Here is a 16,195-nt window from a genome sequence, read left to right as displayed (position 1 = left end):
GGATTTTGGCGCATGAAGGGCGTCGCGACCGACATCGGTACCATTCACTTCGTCGGCATCGGCGGCATCGGCATGTCGGGCATTGCCGAGGTGATGCACAATCTCGGCTACAAGGTGCAGGGCTCGGACGTTGCGGACAGCTATGTCGTGCAGGGCCTGCGCGACCGCGGGATTCCCGTCACCATCGGCCATGCCGCCGAGAATCTGGGCGAGGCGGCAGTGGTGGTGGTCTCCACCGCGATCGTGCGGACCAACCCCGAGGTCGAAGCCGCCTATCAGAACCGCATCCCCGTGGTGCGCCGGGCCGAGATGCTCGCCGAGCTGATGCGCCTGAAGTCCACCATTGCGGTGGCGGGCACGCACGGCAAGACGACGACGACCTCGATGGTCGCGGCGCTGCTCGATGCGGGCGGAGTGGACCCGACTGTGATCAACGGCGGGATCATCAACCAGTATGGCTCGAACGCCCGGCTGGGCGACAGCGACTGGATGGTGGTCGAGGCCGACGAGAGCGACGGCAGCTTCCTGCGGCTCGACGGCACCTATGCGATCGTCACCAACATCGATCCCGAGCATCTCGACCATTATGGCTCGTTCGAGAAGGTGAAGGCGGCGTTCGTCGAGTTCGTCGAGAATGTGCCCTTCTACGGCGCGGCGCTGCTGTGCCTCGATCATCCGGAAGTGCAGGCGATCATCCCGCGTGTTCGCGACCGGCGGATCGTCACCTATGGCTTCGCGGCCAGCGCGGACGTGCGCGGCGTGAACGTGACGCCGCATGCCGGGGGCAATCGCTTCGAGGCGATCATCCGCAATCGCGACGGCTCGACTCGCTCGATCGAGCATATCGAGCTGCCGATGCCCGGCCGCCACAATGTCCAGAACGCGCTCGCCGCGATCGGCGTGGCGCTGGAGCTGGGCATCCCGGATGCGACGATCCAGCAGGGCTTCGCCAAGTTCGGCGGCGTGAAGCGGCGCTTCACCAAGGTGGGCGAAGTGGCCGGCGCGGCGATCATCGACGATTATGGTCACCACCCGGTGGAAATCCGCGCGGTGCTGGCGGCGGCGCGCGAGAGCACGCGGGGCAGGGTGATCGCGGTGGTGCAGCCGCACCGTTATTCGCGACTCGCCAACCTGATGGACGAGTTCGCCCAGGCCTTCAACGATGCCGACATGGTGTATGTGGCACCGGTCTATCCGGCGGGCGAGGTGCCGATCGAGGGCATCCATGCCGATGCGCTGGTCGAGCAGATCTCGCATCGCGGCCACCGGGCGGCGGCGGCGATCACCGATGCGACGGCGCTGGCGGGGGCGCTAAGCGGGGTGGTGCGCGAAGGCGACATGGTCGTGTGCCTGGGGGCGGGTGACATCACGAAATGGGCGGCGGGTCTGGCGCCGGCGATTGCGGCTGCGCGGGGGGATGCGTGAGCCAGAACGCCGTTTCTTTTCTTAAGCCCCTCCTCCTGGGAGGAGGGGTTTGGGGGTGGAGGGATGCCAGACCAGAGGTTGGTCTCGGTGAGACACTGCCCCACCCCAACCCCTCCCCTGAAGGGGAGGGGCTATGAATTTGCCTGAGACGCGCGGCAAACTCACGCCGAACGCCCCGCTTGCGCCGCTCGTATGGTTCAAGAGCGGCGGCGCGGCGGAGTGGCTGTTCGAGCCGGCCGATGCCGACGACCTCGCATCCTTCCTCGCCGCGCTCGACCCCGCCACCCCGGTGATGGGCCTCGGCCTCGGCTCGAACATGATAGTCCGCGACGGCGGGGTACCGGGCGTGGTGATCCGCCTCGGCAAGGCGTTCGCCGCCGTCGAGCAACTGGACGAAACCACCCTGCGCTGCGGCGGCGGCGCCTCGGGCATCCTCGTCTCGTCCAAGGCGCGCGACTGGGGCATCGGCGGCATCGAGTTCCTGCGCTCGATCCCGGGCACGGTCGGCGGTTTCGTGCGGATGAACGGCGGCGCCTATGGCCGCGAGACCTGCGATATCCTGGTTGAGTGCGACATCGTGCTCCGCTCGGGCGAGCGGCGCGTGCTGGCCAATGCCGATCTCGGCTACACCTATCGCCACAGCAGCCTGCCCGAAGGCGCGATCGTGGTCAGCGCCACCTTCCGCGGCTTCGCCAAGCCTTCGGACGAGATCCAGGCCGAGATGGACCGCATCGCCGCCGCACGCGAGGAATCGCAGCCGCTGCGCTCGAAGACCGGCGGCTCGACCTTCAAGAACCCGGAGGGACACAAGGCCTGGGTGCTGGTCGACGCCGCCGGCTGCCGGGGCCTGCGCCGCGGCGACGCGCAGGTCAGCGAGAAGCATTGCAACTTCCTCCTCAACTTGGGGGAAGCGACCAGCGCCGACATCGAGGCGCTGGGCGAGGACGTCCGCGCGCGGGTGAAGGCGCAGTCGGGCGTGGAACTGGAATGGGAGATTCAGCGCGTGGGAGTGGCGAAGTGAGTGTGGTGTATCAATCCTCCCCCGCCAGGGGGAGGTGGCACGCGCAGCGTGACGGAGGGGGAGGAACTCCCGCCGCCCGTCGTGCGTCCGCCCCCTCCGTCGCCTTCGGCGCCACCTCCCCCTGGCGGGGGAGGATCGCATGAGCCTCCACATCGCCGTGCTGATGGGCGGCTGGTCGGCCGAGCGCGAGGTGTCGCTGATGTCGGGCAATGGCGTCGCGGATGCGCTGGAAGGCCTGGGCCACCGCGTCACCCGGATCGACCTGGATCGCGACGTCGCCGCCAAGCTCGCCGAAGCCAAGCCGGACGTGGTGTTCAACGCTCTCCACGGCACGCCGGGCGAGGATGGCAGCGTGCAGGGCATGCTCGACCTGATGGGTATCCGCTATACCCACTCGGGTATGGTGACCTCGGTGATCGCGATCGACAAGCAGCTGACCAAGCAGGCGCTGGTGCCGCAAGGCATCCCGATGCCCGGCGGGCGGATGGTGTCGCGCGAGGAACTGTATCGGCAGGACCCGCTGCCGCGTCCCTATGTGCTGAAGCCAGTCAACGAGGGCTCGTCGGTGGGCGTGGCGATCGTCACCGCCGAGAGCAATGTCGGCAACCCGATCCACCCGGACGCGCGCGGCCCCTGGCAGGAATTCGACGAGCTGCTCGCGGAGCCGTTCATCCGCGGGCGGGAACTGACCACGGCGGTGCTGGGCGACCAGGCGCTGGGCGTCACCGAATTGAAGCCCAAGAGCGGCTTCTACGACTATGAGTCCAAATACACCGATGGGCTGACCGAGCACGTCTTCCCGGCACAGATCCCGGACGACGTGGCCGAGGCGTGCAAGCGGATCGCGCTCGATGCGCACCGGCTGCTCGGCTGCAAGGGCGCCTCGCGCGCCGATTTCCGCTGGGACGACAATCAGGGCGTGGAAGGTCTGTTCCTGCTCGAGGTCAACACCCAGCCCGGCATGACCCCGCTCAGCCTGGTGCCCGAACAGGCGCGCCATCTGGGCATCGACTATGCTAGCCTGGTCCAACGGATCGTCGAGGAGGCATTGTGAGCCGCAGGCCCGCCCAAGCGCAGCGCGCGACCACGCGGCGCGGCGACAAGCCGAAGCCGCGCAGCACCGCGCGTCGGCCGCAGCGGGCGGGTGTGCTCGACCAGGCGATCGCCGGCCTGCCGGTAAGCCCGGAGACGCTGCACAAGCTGGTGACCTGGAGCATCGTCGGCGCGGTCGGCGCGGTGGTGCTGACGATCGGCATCCTTGCCGGGGTGCCGCAGATGATCGGCATCGGGTTCGCGCAGGCGGTGGGCGATGCGGGCCTGAAGGTCGACGAGATCCAGATCGACGGCTTGAAGCGGATGGATCGCGAGACGGTCTATGATCAGGTGCTCGACCAGAATTCCCGTGCGATGCCGCTGGTCAACCTGGCGGATGTGCGTGCGCGGCTGCTGCAATTCCCCTGGGTGAAGGACGCGCGCGTCTCGCGCCGGCTGCCGTCCACGCTGCACATCGCGATCGAGGAGCGCATACCTGCCGCCGTCTGGCAGAACCATGGCCAGCTGATGCTGATCGATCCGTCGGGCGTGCCGCTGGAGGCGGTGTCGCCGGAGGCCATGCCCGATCTGCCGCTGCTGATCGGCGAGGGCGCGAACACCCAGGAAGCGGCGCGCAAGCACCTGCTGGAGACGCAGCCGGGCCTGAAGCCGCTGGTGAAGGCGACGAGCTGGGTGGGCAATCGCCGTTGGGACATCTTCTTCACCTCGGGCGAGAAGTTGCAGCTGCCCGAGGGCGAGGACGAAGCGATCGCGGCACTGAAGAAGTTCGTGCAGATCGACGGAACGCAGCGGCTGCTGGGCCGCGGCTATCTCGGATTTGACATGCGCGACGCAAACAAGTTGGTTGTGCGTCGGCAGGGCGTAATCGAGCCGCCGCAGCCGACGCCGAGCGCGCCGACGGTGGCCCCGATCGCTCCAACGACGACAACAACGCCGCCGGCGGGCACCGGCAAGGGGGAAGGCTGATGGCGAAGGTAGCACCCGAAGGGTTGATCACCGCGCTGGACGTGGGATCGTCAAAGGTCTCGGCGCTGATCGCCCAGCGGACCGACGAAGGCAATCTGATCGTGCTCGGCACCGGCCAGCGCGAAAGCCGGGGCGTGAAGCGCGGCTATGTCGCCGATATGCATGCCACCGAAATCGCGATCCGCGAGGCGGTCGAGCAGGCGGAGCGGATCGCCGGGTTCAACATCGAGGATGTGTGGGTGAGCTTCTCGGCGGGCGGGTTGGTCTCCAGCGTCGTCAAGGTCGAGGCGGATCTGGGCGGCCATCGGGTCGAGCAGGCCGATATTGACGATCTGCTCAAGGCCGGGCGCGGGGCGATCGATCCGCAAGGGCGGATGGTGCTGCATGCGCAGCCGACACGCTACACGGTGGACGGGCTCGGCGGCGTCAAGCGGCCGCTGGGGTTGCATGCCGATCGGCTCGGCGTCGACGTGCATGTCGTCACCACCGACGGCTCACCGGTCCGCAACCTCGACCTGTGTGTGCGCTCGGCGCATCTCGAGGTGCGCTCGATCATCGCCGCGCCGGTCGCGACCGGCCTTGCCTGCCTGACCGAGGAAGAGCGCGAGCTGGGCGTCGCACTGGTCGAGATCGGGGCGGGGGTGACCAACGTCTCGGTGTTCGCGCAGGGCGTGCTGGCGGGGCTGGCATCGATCCCGATGGGGTCGGCAGACATCACCGACGACATCGCCGCCGCCTTCGGTACCGCGCGTGCCTGGGCGGAGCGGACCAAATGCTTCCACGGCTCGGCCAATCTTTCCCCGCGTGACAATCGCGAGACGATCGACGTCGCACCCGCCACGGCCGACGAGGGCATCGAGGGGCCGCGCATCACCAAGGCGGCGCTCAACACGGTCATTCGCCAGCGCCTGGAGCGCATCGTCGCGGAAATCCAGAAGGAGCTGAAGAAGCTCAATTTTCAGGAGCCGGTGGGGCGGCAGATCGTGCTCACGGGGGGCGGTGCGGAGCTGGCCGGGATCGCCGATTACGCGCAGCAGGCGTTGGGCAATGCGGTACGCGTGGGGCGACCGCGCGGGTTGCTTGCCATGCCGAACGCGCATGCGGGACCGGCCTTCTCGACGCTGGCCGGCCTCACCCAGTTCGCGGCAGCCGACCCGATCGACCTGCGCACGCTGGAGCCAAGCCGGCACCAGCTCGTCACCCGGGCGAGCCCGGGCGCGCTGTTCCAGCGGTTGATCGCGGCGTTCCGCGCGAATTATTAAGGAAAAGCGTCCGCCGGGGTGCTAGTGGTGACTAGAGTCGACGCTTCGGTTCGTGCATCAGAGAATATCAGGTTGCGCAGCGCGCGCGAGGCGCTGCCACGGGAGACCATAGAATGAGTATCGATTTCCTTCCGCCCGACGTGGACGAACTGACGCCGAAGATCGCGGTGATCGGGGTTGGCGGCGCTGGCGGTAACGCCATCGCCAACATGATCCGCGCCGAGGTGCAGGGCGTCGAGTTCCTGGTCGCCAACACCGACGCGCAGGCACTCAAGCAGTCGGTCGCCCCGCAGCGTATCCAGCTGGGCGCGAAGATCACGCAAGGCCTCGGCGCGGGCTCGCGGCCCGAGATCGGCCGTGCGGCGGCGGAAGAGACGATCGAGCAGGTCCAGCAGTCGCTCGAAGGCGCGCATATGTGCTTCATCGCCGCCGGCATGGGCGGCGGCACCGGGACCGGTGCGGCCCCGGTGATCGCCAAGGCGGCGCGCGAGATGGGCATCCTGACCGTCGGCGTCGTGACCAAGCCGTTCGCGTTCGAAGGCAAGCGCCGCGCGCAATCGGCCGAGGCGGGCATCGAGGAACTGCAGAAGTACGTCGATACGCTGATCGTCATTCCGAACCAGAACCTGTTCCTGATCGCCAATGCGAACACGACCTTCAAGGAAGCGTTCGAGATGGCCGACGAGGTGCTGCAGCAGGGCGTGCGCGGCATCACCGACCTGATGGTGATGCCCGGCCTGATCAACCTCGACTTCGCCGACGTCCGTTCGGTGATGCAGGAGATGGGCAAGGCCATGATGGGCACCGGCGAAGCGGACGGCGACGACCGCGCGCTGATCGCCGCCCAGAAGGCGATCGCCAATCCGCTGCTCGACGGCGTGTCGATGAACGGCGCCAAGGGCGTGATCGTCTCGATCACCGGCGGCGAGGACATGCGCCTGCTCGAGGTGGACGAAGCCGCGAACCACATCCGCGAGCTCGTCGATCCGGACGCGAACATCATCTGGGGTTCGGCGTTCAATCCGGAGCTGGAAGGCCGCATCCGCGTCTCGGTGGTCGCCACCGGTATCGACGCGAATGTCGAAAATCGTCCCGCGGCCCCGGCGGAACAGCCGCGTGTCTTCTCCTTCTCGACTCCGCGTCGCACCACCGCTGCCACGGCAGCGCCCGAGCCGGTAGCGGCGCCAGCGCCGGTTGCTGCGGCGCCTGAGCCGGTCGCGCCTGCACCGGTCGTCGAGGAAGCGCCGGCCCCCGCGCCGATCGCGCCGGAGCCCGTGGCTGCCGCACCGGCTCCTGAGCCGACCCCGCCGGCCCCCGCTTCGGACGAGTTGCTGCTCGGCGCCGAGGCGATGGTGCCGTCGCCCGCGCCTGCTCCCGCTCCGACGGCTGCACCTGCACCGGAGGCGCCGGCAGGGCGTCGCCGCTGGCTGACCGGTGGCGATGACGATACCGATACGCGGGCGCGTCCCAAGACCGGCGGCACGCTGTTCGAACGCATGGCCTCCGCGTCGCGCGGCACCAAGGCCGCCGAGGAAGAGGACAAGGATCCGCTGGATATCCCGCGGTTCCTGCGCAGCCAGAACAACCAGTAAGGCGCATGGGTGGCACGGTTCGCCGGGCCACCCATTCCCTGTCAGCGGCGGTTCAGCGCCGCTGCACTAGCGGTTAGCTTACCATGATCAGCAAGAAACATCTCGGCATCGGCGCGTTCGCGTCGGCGCTGCTCCTTGGCGTGCAGCCGGCGCTCGCACAAAGCGAAGTAGTGCAGGCGCACAATCCTGATGCCGATGCGCTCGCCACGCAGATGCGCGTGCTTGCCGAGAACCCGCGGGACATCGAGGCGCTGCTGGCCGCAGCACGATTGAGCACGCGGCTGGGAGACCTGTCCGGCGCGCTTGCGCTGTTGCAGCGAGCCGAAAGCATCGAGCTGACCAATCCGCGCATCGCAAGCAACCGCGCGGCGGTGCTCGTGCGACAGGAACGGCCCGGCGAGGCATTGAAGCTGTTCCAGCAGGCCGAATCGCGCGGCGTGGATCCGCGCGAGTTCGCCGCCGATCGCGGTTTCGCTTATGATCTGCTCGGCCAGCCGCTGCTCGCCCAGCGGGACTATAGGCTGGCCTTGGCAACCAAGCGTGAGAACGACGTGGTACGGCGCTATGCGCTGTCCCTCGGCATCAGCGGCAATCGGGCAGAGGCGGAGCGCGAGCTCGATTCGCTGCTGCGTGCCCAGGATCGCGCCGCGTGGCGCGACCGCGCGTTCATCCTGGCAATGAACGGGGACGTGCCGGGCGCCGAGAAAATCGCGGCCACGGTGCTGCCGGGTGCAGCGGGGAAGAACCTGTTGCCCTTCTTCCGGCGGATCGCCGCGCTGGGTCCGGCGGACCGCGCCTTCGCGGTGCATTTCGGCGCGCTTTCGCCCACGCCGGCTCGGCTGGCAGATGCGCGGATGGCGCCGTCGCTCCCGGCCTATACCGGGCCCGCCCCTGTGCAGATCGCCCAGGCACAGCCGGTGACGCCCGCCGCGCCCCCGCAGCGTATCGACACGCAGAGACGCCGGAGCGCGTCCACGCCGAAGCCGGCGCCCGTCCAGATGGCGCGGGCCGAGGTGGCACCGGTCGCCCGCACGGTGCCGAGCCAGGCTGCGCCACAGGCTATGACCACGGCGCCGCAGCCGCCGATGTCGCAGCAGCCGGCACTACCGCAACCAGCACCGATCACCCGCAGCTACACGCCGTCGACGCCGGTCCCGCAACCGAGTCCCGCGCCGCGGCCGATCGTCCAGCCTACGACCACGCCACAGCCCGAGGTTCGTCGTGTCGGCGCCGAGGATTCGGCGTTGGCGTCCATCATCGCCCATATCGATGTGCCCGCCAGCGAGCGTGCGCCCGCGACGCGCCCGGTCATTGCCGCGCCGGCACCCAAGCCCGTCGTGGCGGCCAAGCCGGTCGTCACCGTGCGGCCCAAGCCGGAGCCGAAACGTGCGTCGGTGGTCGAGGAGGAAGACGCCAAGCCCGCCCGACCTGTCGCGCGGAAAGGCGCGAAGGTCGAGGAGGAGGCCGATACCAAGCCGGTGAAGCCCGGCACGCGCAAGGGCGCGAAGGCGGAGGACGAGGCGGACGCCAAGCCCATCAAGCCGGGCGCCAGAAAAGGTGCGAAGCCCGCGGACGACGAGGACGCAAAGCCGGTAAAGGGCAAGAAGCCCGAGCCCAAGAAGCCGGATCCGAAAAAGACTGATCCGGAGCGCGTCTGGGTGCAGGTGGCGAGCGGCGCCAACGAATCGACCGTCGATCGCGCCTGGAAGGGCGTCGCGGCCAAGTCTCCCAAGCTGCTCAAGGCGCGCGGCGGCTGGTGGATGCCGTTCAAGGCGACCAACCGCATCGTCACCGGCCCGTTCAAGACCAGCGGCGAGGCTCAGGCCTTCGTCAACAAGCTGGCGGGGGAGGGGGTTTCCGCCTTCGTCGTTACCAGCGAGGCGGGGCAGAAGGTGACCAAGATCGCGCCTTGACCCTTCGCAAGGCCTTTCGGCTGGGCTAGGGCGCGGCGGTGAAACAGCTTTCCTCCTGGGCCTGTATGCCCGGCCAGACCCGCGGGCGCCTGCATCCCGAAGCCGGTGGGGGCGCCCGCGGACCGCGCGACGCGTTCCAGCGGGACCGCGACCGGATCATCCATTCGATCAGCTTCCGCCGATTGCGGCACAAGACACAGGTGTTTCTGGCGCCGGACGGCGATCACTTCCGGGTGCGGCTGACGCACAGCCTCGAAGTGGCGCAGATCGGCCGCGCCATCGCCCGCGCGCTCGGCCTGAACGAGGATCTGACCGAAGCCTTGTGCCTCGCGCATGACATCGGCCACCCGCCGTTCGGCCATGCCGGCGAGGATGCGTTGGAGTCGGCGCTGTCTGGCAAGGGCGGGTTCGATCACAACGGCCACACGCTGCGCACGCTGACCCGGCTCGACAGCCCCTATCCCTTGTGGAACGGGCTGAACCTGACCTGGGACACGCTGGAGGGACTCGCCAAGCACAATGGTCCGATTCACGAGCCGCAATGGGCGCTGGCGGCCGCGGACGCCGAGTTCCCACTGGAGCTCGACAGCTGGCCCTCGCTGGAAGCGCAGGTCGCTGCGATTGCCGACGACATCGCGTATGATAATCACGACATCGACGATGGCCTCCGCGCGGGGCTGTTGACGCTGGATCAGATCATGGACGTGCCGATGGTCGCCGCGGCCTGGGACGACGTTCAGGCGCGCTTTCCAGGGGTGAGCGCCAAGCGGCTTACCGGCGAACTGATTCGCTCGCAGATCGGGCGGATGGTCAATGACTTCATCACCGAGACCAGGGCGCGGATTGCGGATTCGGGCGTGGAGACGGTGGAGGATGTGCGGCACGCAGGGCGGTGCCTGGCCGGTTTTTCGCCGACGATGCGCGATGCCGAGCGCGGGCTGAAGCGGTTCATGTACGCCAACCTCTATCATCACCCGAGCCAGCTGGCGGCGGCGGCGTCGGCACGGCAGGTCGTGGCCGGCCTGTTCGCGGGCTATGTCGCGGATCCGGCGCTGATGCCGGCGGAATGGCGCGAGGCGCTGCCGGCGGAGGAGCCATGGCGCAGCCGCCACATCGGCGATTTCATCGCCGGAATGACCGACCGCTATGCCATCGCGCGGTACCGGGAGGTCTGCGGCACCATCGATCTGCCGGACGGATTCTAGAAGGTCCCCCCCAAGGCTGCCGCGGGCAGGACGCTCAGCGAGCCCCCTGCAGATAGCCGGCAATCTGCGCCTGGAAGCGCCGCGCGGCGCCCGCGGCAGGATCCTGGCCCCGCGCCAGCGCCGCGAGCGACCCGCGAGCGGCGGAGCCGTGGCGTTTGCTGGCAAACAGCGCCAGGCCGTTCTCTGCGATGGTAGGGTCGTATCCGGTCGCGCCTGCGACGCAGACGAGATAGCGCACCACATTGTCGAGCGCCGCTGGATCAAGTGCGACGGCCTCGACGCTGTCGCTGCTCGCCAACGCTTTGGGATAACGCGTGTAGAAGGCGTCCACCAGCGCGCTGCCCACTTCCCCGTCGGCCTGCAGGTCTTCGCAGCTGGGCAGGGGCAGGCCCTGACCAGGCGAAGTGCCCGCCGTTGCGGCCTGCACGACCTGCGGAGATACCAGTGCCGGAAGCAACGCGTCGTAGCGTTCGGCGCAGTGCTGCACCGGATGCTCCAGACAGCTGATGGCGCGGCTTTCAGCCCAAGCGGCGGTAATGCTGGCGGGCGCCGCAGTCGTCGGCATGCCCCGAGCGTCACCGGACAAGAGCGCCGCTCGTTGCTGCGCCACGTGCACCGCGGCGTGGGCGAAGGTCACGCGCGCCGCCTCGCCGCCGAACTGTATTGTTTGGTCGCCAAGTTGCCGGAGCGCGGCGCGAAACGCGGTGGCAGCTTCGCGAGAGTCGATGGCCTGTCCTGCAGCTGCGACGGCGGCATCGGCACAGGCAATCAGCCCCGCCGCAGCCCCGGCGGCGCGGTCTCTGCATGCGGCATAGGCGTCGTCGGAGCCTTTGCGCGCCGGAGCGGCGGTTGCTTGCCGCGCCGCATTGTTGGCGGTCGGCTCGGCCGCGGGGTTTCCGCAGCCGGCAAGCGCTAGGGCGAGGACGAGAGCGGGGCCGGAAAGGCGCATGCCGCCGATCTACCGGTTGCGCGATCCGCGGTAAAGCGTGCCGGGCTTTGTCATCGTGGCGGGACTCTCCCGGCCAAGGGAGAGTCCCGTCGCGTCTCAGAATGCCGCGCTGACCGAGAACACCACTTGGCTACCGGCGATCGTCGAGCCGTCCTTGGTGCTCGAGAAGTTCGGCAGCAGATAGGCGCTGTCGCGCTTGGTGATGCTGGTATCCACATAGGCGACGCCGAGGACCACCTTGCCGAGCGCGAGATCTGCGCCGATCAGCCAATCGGCATAGCTGCCGGTCGGGGCGACGCTGGTCCCGTTGGGGCCAAGGCCGGGGTTGCCGTCCGAATAGCCGAGATGCGCCTTGAGGGTGATCGGGGTCTTCGGCACCGCGGTGCTGACATCGCCCCAGAGATAGAGATTATGCTCCTTGTCGCCCGCCTTGCTCTCGGGGGTGTTGCTCCAGTTGCCGAGGGCCTGCTGTGGCGGGGCGTAGGCGACGCCGGCAAGGGCGGAGACGGGGCCGATGCTGCCGCTAAGCTTTGCATAGGGCTCGGCGAAGTCGGTCTTGGAGGCGCCGCCCGGATACATGTACCAGGTGACGCCCACGTCGAGCGCGGCACCGCCGCCGATCGGCAATTTGTAGCCGCCCACGACATCCAGTTCCATATTGGCACCGCCGAACGTGCCCCAGCCGGACAGGTTCGACCCCCAGAGCGAGGCGTAGAGGCCGCTTTCGTGGGAAACGGTAAGGCCGCCCTGAACGGCCATTTGCTTGTCGGTCTGTGAGACGCCGCGGAAGCGATAGTCCGAGACGAGCGCGACGCTCCCGGAAACGGTGACGGGCTTGGGCGGCTCGCTCTCCTGCGCGTAGGCTGGAGCGGAAAGGCCGAGCAGGGCTGCGGCGGCAAGACGAATCTTCATGGAACATTCCCCCTCGGGTGAGTGAAAGTTCCAGCCTGCGTCGGCGCGGTGCCCCATTCTCAAGGACGGGACTATCGTGCCTGACACGCATCTTCGCGCTGCAGCATTGCCGCTTCTTGGCGCGATTGTAAGAAAGTGTTTCGCTTCGCGCGGTGCGGTGGGAGAAACTTTTCGTTACAGCCGCGCAAGTGTGAGGCAATGGCGAAGGCGTAGATCATGGCGGCAGGAGAGATGCCCAAACCATGAGGAACGCCACCGTGAAGCTCGCAACCATCGCACTGATCTCTGCGACCCTGGTCGCCGCACCGGCGGCTGCCCAGTCGCTCCACGAAACCCATGAGCGGGTGTGGATGCCCGCAGGCAAGAGCCACATCGTTACGTGGCGGATGAAGGACCATAAGCCTGCGGCCGTGCAGGCCCATCATCAGGCCGGCAAGCACCAGTACCTGCCGACCCGCAAGGCGCCCGTCGAGGAAGCTAGCCGCCCGCAGGCCAGCGGTACCGTCGGCGCCAGCGACTAACGATTTCCGTCCCCCCAGAACGGAAAGCCCCGCGATCCTCCCTCGGGATCGCGGGGCAATTCGTATTGGGAGCCAGGGAAAGGCCGTCGCTTAGCGCGAAGCGACCTGCACCTTGCTCACCTTCGGTACGCGGAACGACACGCGGGTGCCGGCTGCGTTGCCGTCGACCCAGCCGTTGCGCACAACGAGGCGGAAGCTCTGGTTGCCCGGCTTGGCAACCCCTTCGAGAACCTGCGCGCCACCCTTGGTGGTGGTGGAGGTGTAGACATAGGTCACGCCGTCACGGGTGAAGCTGCGCGAGTCGGCGTTGTTCGCTGCGAAAGCGGGAGCGGCGGCGAACAGGGTAGCGGCGAGTGCGATGGTGAAACGGGTCACGATCTTTCTCCTTCGTGGGTCCAAAAGAGCCAGATCGGCATCCTTCTTGTGTTCTTGATAGACAAAATGTTGCGCTGCAGCAGATTCTACAATCGCAAAGCGCGGGGGTCTTGGTTGCATCCCGCGCAATCGTGCATTGCCGGGACGAACGGTTGCCCGATGCGACGAGCCGTTTGTGACTGGCAAATTTCTGCGACAATCGGCGGGTAAACGATGCATCGGTCAGCGGAGTGTTGCCGATGGCGAGTATGAGTATCGCGTTGAATCGCTTCGGCCTGGGCGCGCGTCCGGGCGAGGACCCAGGTGGCGATCCCCGCGCCTGGCTGGAGCAGCAACTGGCACGCTATGCGATCGCGCCGCCACCGCTGGCGGGGCAGCCGGCAAGCGGCACGCTGGTCGCACAATTCGCCGACTATCGCGAGCAGATCGGACGATTGCGCAAGGCGGCGGGGCCCTCCCCGGCACCAGCTTCCGGAACACCCTTGCTATCGCCCAAGCCGGCGGGCGCGATGGCGCCGCTCGTCGCGCCGCCACCGGTCGTGCAGGCGGGCGATGATCCCGCCGAGGCGCTTCGCAAGCAATTCGGCCAGCAGAGCCGCGACTTGTATAATGGCGCGGTTACCGCGCGTGCGCTCGCGGCCATCCAGGCGCCGGCACCGTTTGCCGAACGGCTGGTGCATTTCTGGGCCAATCACTTCGCCATCTCCGGCGACAAGATGGAGGTAACCAATCTTGCGGGCGCCTTCGAGTTCGAGGCGATCCGGCCGCACCTGATGGGCAGCTTCCGCGACATGCTGTTCGCGGTGGAACGGCACCCGGCAATGCTCCTTTTTCTCGATCAGGCGGTCTCGGTCGGGCCAAACAGCCCGCTGGCGGTGCGCGCGGGCAACCGGCTTAATGTGCGCCGTAATCTCGGCCTGAACGAAAATCTTGCGCGCGAGATCATGGAACTGCACACCCTCGGGGTCCGCACCGGCTATAGCCAGGCGGACGTGACCGAGTTCGCCCGAGCGCTGACCGGCTGGACGGTCGCCGGTTTCGGCCGCGGACCGGTCGCGAAGTTCACCGGCGCCACCGGTCGTCCGGGCGACTTCGTCTTCGCCGATGCGATGCATGAACCGGGCACCCGTACCATCCTCGGCCAGCAATGGCCGCAGGCGGGCGAGGCGCAGGCGACGGCGGTGCTCGACCATCTCGCCACGCATCCGGCGACCGCCCGGCATATCGCGACTAAGCTCGCCCGTCATTTCGCCGGCGACGATCCGCCGCCCAGGCTGGTCGCGCGGCTCGGGGCGAACTTCGTCAAGACCGGCGGCAACCTGCCGAGCCTCTATCGCACGCTGATCGCCTCGCCCGAATGCTGGGCGCCGGGGACGGTGAAGTTCAAGTCGCCCTGGGAATGGTCGATCTCGGCGATGCGCGCGGTCGGCACCCAGCAGCTTCAGCCCAATGCGGTGCCGGGGCTGATGTATCAGCTCGGCCAGCCGGTGTGGAAGCCGGGCTCGCCGGCGGGGTGGGACGATGTCGCCGGGGCCTGGGCCGGGCCGGATGCGGTGCTGCGCCGGGTGGAGGCCGCCGAACGCATGGCGCAGCGGACCCGCGACCAGATCGATCCGCGCGCCCGCGCCGCCGCGATGTTCCCGGCGGCGCTCAGCCCCGCCACCGCCCAGGCGATCGCGCGGGCGGAAAGCAACAGCCAGGGGGTCGCGCTCATGCTGGTCGCGCCCGAGTTCCTGCGGAGATAGCGTCATGATGCTCCACCGTCGCCAATTGCTCGCTGCCGGCGCCACCGCGCTGCTGGTCTCCCCCTTGGGCGCGCGCATGGCCTTCGCCGCCGCGCCTACCGAGCGCCGCTTCGTTTTCCTCATCCAGCGCGGCGCGGCCGACGGACTGGGCATCGTCGCGCCGGTGGGCGACCCGGCCTATGCCGGCGCGCGCGGCGACCTCGCCGCCGACTTCGCCAGCGCGCCCAGGCTCGATGGCATGTTCGCGCTGCACCCGGCGATGCCGAACACGCTGGGGCTCTACCAAGCCAAGCAGGCGCTGTTCGTCCATGCGGTGGCCTCGCCGTACCGCGACCGCTCGCATTTCGACGGGCAGAACGTGCTCGAGACCGGCGGCGTCTCGGCCTATCAGCTCAAGGACGGCTGGATGAACCGGCTGCTCCGCCTGCTGCCCGAAGGCGACAAGGCGATCGCGCTCGCCGCCGCGGTGCCGATGGCGCTGCGCGGCCCGGTGGAGGTGGCCAGCTACGCGCCGTCCTCGCTGCCCCAGGCCTCGGACGACCTGCTCGTGCGGGTGACGGCGATGTACGAAGGCGACCGGCAGCTCCATCCGCTGTGGCAGGAGGCGATGGCGACGCGGATGCTCACCGGCGACCTCGGCAGCGATGGGGGCAGACGCGCGGCGGACACCGGCACGCTGGCGGCCAAGCTGCTCTCGGCCCCCGGCGGCGCGCGGATCGCGATGATCGAGACCGGCGGCTGGGACACGCATTCGGGCCAGCGCGGACGGCTGGGCGGGCAGCTCAAGGGCCTCGACGCGATGGTCGCGGCGCTCAAGGCCGGGCTGGGGCCGCACTGGGACAATACGCTGGTGGTGGTGGCGACCGAGTTCGGCCGGACGGTGAAGGCCAACGGCACCGGCGGCACCGATCACGGCACCGGCTCGGTCGCGATGCTGCTCGGCGGCGCGGTGCAGGGCGGCCGGGTGCAGGCCGACTGGCCGGGACTGGGCGACGCGGCGCTGTACGAGGGGCGGGATCTCAAGCCCACCACCGCGCTCGACGTGCTGATCGCGAGCGCGGTGTCGCGGCATTTCGTGCTGGCGCCGGCGCAGACGGCGAAGGCGCTGTTCCCGGCGATGACGACGGCGGCGGGGATGGAGGGGTTGGTGCGGGGGTAGGGTGTTGGATTACTCCGGAATGGGGGAGCAACTCCCTGCGAGATCGTTACGCTACCTTGACAAAGTTCCCGTTTTGTTCTAGCTGTCCCTCAGCGGC

The 16,195-nt window shown here is 68.5% G+C and carries 14 protein-coding genes; 11 read left to right on the top strand and 3 right to left on the bottom strand.

Annotated elements, in window-relative coordinates; genetic code table 11:
- Window positions 1-12: 12 nt before the first annotated feature.
- From murC to A7X12_RS23575, 8 genes are all read left to right on the top strand, one after another.
- Window positions 13-1,425, top strand: a complete 1,413-nt coding sequence (murC, locus tag A7X12_RS23610; protein WP_064313877.1) for a UDP-N-acetylmuramate--L-alanine ligase — start codon at window positions 13-15, stop codon at window positions 1,423-1,425.
- 133 nt (window positions 1,426-1,558) lie between these two features.
- Window positions 1,559-2,446 carry a UDP-N-acetylmuramate dehydrogenase gene (gene murB / locus A7X12_RS23605; protein WP_198162164.1) on the top strand — a complete coding sequence of 296 codons (888 nt, stop codon included), beginning with the start codon at window positions 1,559-1,561 and terminating at the stop codon, window positions 2,444-2,446.
- Window positions 2,447-2,585: 139 nt separating this feature from the next.
- Window positions 2,586-3,500 (top strand): D-alanine--D-alanine ligase, encoded by a 915-nt coding sequence (locus A7X12_RS23600; RefSeq protein ID WP_064313876.1) that lies wholly within the window; start codon window positions 2,586-2,588, stop codon window positions 3,498-3,500.
- Window positions 3,497-4,465 (top strand): cell division protein FtsQ/DivIB, encoded by a 969-nt coding sequence (locus A7X12_RS23595; protein WP_064313875.1) that lies wholly within the window; start codon window positions 3,497-3,499, stop codon window positions 4,463-4,465. Before A7X12_RS23600 ends, A7X12_RS23595 begins: the two co-directional genes overlap by 4 nt.
- Complete coding sequence (gene ftsA / locus A7X12_RS23590) at window positions 4,465-5,727, top strand: cell division protein FtsA (protein WP_064313874.1); 1,263 nt, start codon at window positions 4,465-4,467, stop codon at window positions 5,725-5,727. The genes A7X12_RS23595 and ftsA overlap by 1 nt, the downstream gene beginning before the upstream one ends.
- Before the next feature lie 113 nt (window positions 5,728-5,840).
- Window positions 5,841-7,319 carry a cell division protein FtsZ gene (ftsZ, locus tag A7X12_RS23585; protein WP_064313873.1) on the top strand — a complete coding sequence of 493 codons (1,479 nt, stop codon included), beginning with the start codon at window positions 5,841-5,843 and terminating at the stop codon, window positions 7,317-7,319.
- An 83-nt stretch (window positions 7,320-7,402) separates the two neighbouring features.
- Entirely contained in the window at window positions 7,403-9,232 is a 1,830-nt protein-coding gene (locus A7X12_RS23580; protein ID WP_064313872.1) for an SPOR domain-containing protein, read from the top strand.
- A gap of 38 nt (window positions 9,233-9,270) precedes the next feature.
- On the top strand, window positions 9,271-10,437 hold the full coding sequence (locus tag A7X12_RS23575; RefSeq protein ID WP_084446027.1) for a deoxyguanosinetriphosphate triphosphohydrolase: 1,167 nt from the start codon (window positions 9,271-9,273) through the stop codon (window positions 10,435-10,437).
- 34 nt (window positions 10,438-10,471) lie between these two features.
- On the opposite strand, the gene A7X12_RS23570 is transcribed toward A7X12_RS23575, so the two are convergent.
- A complete protein-coding gene (locus A7X12_RS23570; protein ID WP_064313870.1) occupies window positions 10,472-11,386 on the bottom strand; it encodes a hypothetical protein in 915 nt (304 codons plus the stop codon).
- Window positions 11,387-11,482: 96 nt separating this feature from the next.
- On the bottom strand, window positions 11,483-12,298 hold the full coding sequence (locus A7X12_RS23565) for a TorF family putative porin (protein ID WP_064313869.1): 816 nt from the start codon (window positions 12,296-12,298) through the stop codon (window positions 11,483-11,485).
- A 242-nt stretch (window positions 12,299-12,540) separates the two neighbouring features.
- On the opposite strand from A7X12_RS23565, the gene A7X12_RS23560 reads away from it, so the two are divergent.
- A complete protein-coding gene (locus A7X12_RS23560; protein WP_064313868.1) occupies window positions 12,541-12,819 on the top strand; it encodes a hypothetical protein in 279 nt (92 codons plus the stop codon).
- Between the two features lie 90 nt (window positions 12,820-12,909).
- Here A7X12_RS23560 and A7X12_RS23555 read toward each other — a convergent pair whose 3' ends face one another.
- Complete coding sequence (locus tag A7X12_RS23555) at window positions 12,910-13,194, bottom strand: hypothetical protein (protein WP_064313867.1); 285 nt, start codon at window positions 13,192-13,194, stop codon at window positions 12,910-12,912.
- A 239-nt stretch (window positions 13,195-13,433) separates the two neighbouring features.
- Here A7X12_RS23555 and A7X12_RS23550 point away from each other — a divergent pair, with 239 nt between their 5' ends.
- Both A7X12_RS23550 and A7X12_RS23545 read left to right on the top strand, forming a co-directional pair.
- Window positions 13,434-14,939 (top strand): DUF1800 domain-containing protein, encoded by a 1,506-nt coding sequence (locus A7X12_RS23550; RefSeq protein WP_084446024.1) that lies wholly within the window; start codon window positions 13,434-13,436, stop codon window positions 14,937-14,939.
- A gap of 4 nt (window positions 14,940-14,943) precedes the next feature.
- Complete coding sequence (locus tag A7X12_RS23545; protein WP_198162162.1) at window positions 14,944-16,098, top strand: DUF1501 domain-containing protein; 1,155 nt, start codon at window positions 14,944-14,946, stop codon at window positions 16,096-16,098.
- Window positions 16,099-16,195 lie beyond the last annotated feature (97 nt).

Origin of the sequence: Sphingomonas sp. TDK1, assembly GCF_001650735.1 — a bacterium.
GTDB lineage: Bacteria > Pseudomonadota > Alphaproteobacteria > Sphingomonadales > Sphingomonadaceae > Sphingomonas.
This window is presented reverse-complemented; position numbering and strand designations above follow the sequence as displayed.

What these genes read in the sequence shown, in the direction of transcription:
- A7X12_RS23600 (WP_064313876.1), top strand. Translation starts at nt 2,586, where the DNA reads ATGAGCCTCCACATCGCCGTGCTGATGGGCGGCTGGTCGGCCGAGCGC.
- A7X12_RS23570 (WP_064313870.1), bottom strand. Translation starts at nt 11,386, where the DNA reads ATGCGCCTTTCCGGCCCCGCTCTCGTCCTCGCCCTAGCGCTTGCCGGC.
- A7X12_RS23550 (WP_084446024.1), top strand. Translation starts at nt 13,434, where the DNA reads ATGGCGAGTATGAGTATCGCGTTGAATCGCTTCGGCCTGGGCGCGCGT.
- A7X12_RS23580 (WP_064313872.1), top strand. Translation starts at nt 7,403, where the DNA reads ATGATCAGCAAGAAACATCTCGGCATCGGCGCGTTCGCGTCGGCGCTG.
- A7X12_RS23565 (WP_064313869.1), bottom strand. Translation starts at nt 12,298, where the DNA reads ATGAAGATTCGTCTTGCCGCCGCAGCCCTGCTCGGCCTTTCCGCTCCA.
- ftsA (WP_064313874.1), top strand. Translation starts at nt 4,465, where the DNA reads ATGGCGAAGGTAGCACCCGAAGGGTTGATCACCGCGCTGGACGTGGGA.
- murC (WP_064313877.1), top strand. Translation starts at nt 13, where the DNA reads ATGAAGGGCGTCGCGACCGACATCGGTACCATTCACTTCGTCGGCATC.
- murB (WP_198162164.1), top strand. Translation starts at nt 1,559, where the DNA reads ATGAATTTGCCTGAGACGCGCGGCAAACTCACGCCGAACGCCCCGCTT.
- A7X12_RS23545 (WP_198162162.1), top strand. Translation starts at nt 14,944, where the DNA reads ATGATGCTCCACCGTCGCCAATTGCTCGCTGCCGGCGCCACCGCGCTG.
- ftsZ (WP_064313873.1), top strand. Translation starts at nt 5,841, where the DNA reads ATGAGTATCGATTTCCTTCCGCCCGACGTGGACGAACTGACGCCGAAG.
- A7X12_RS23560 (WP_064313868.1), top strand. Translation starts at nt 12,541, where the DNA reads ATGAGGAACGCCACCGTGAAGCTCGCAACCATCGCACTGATCTCTGCG.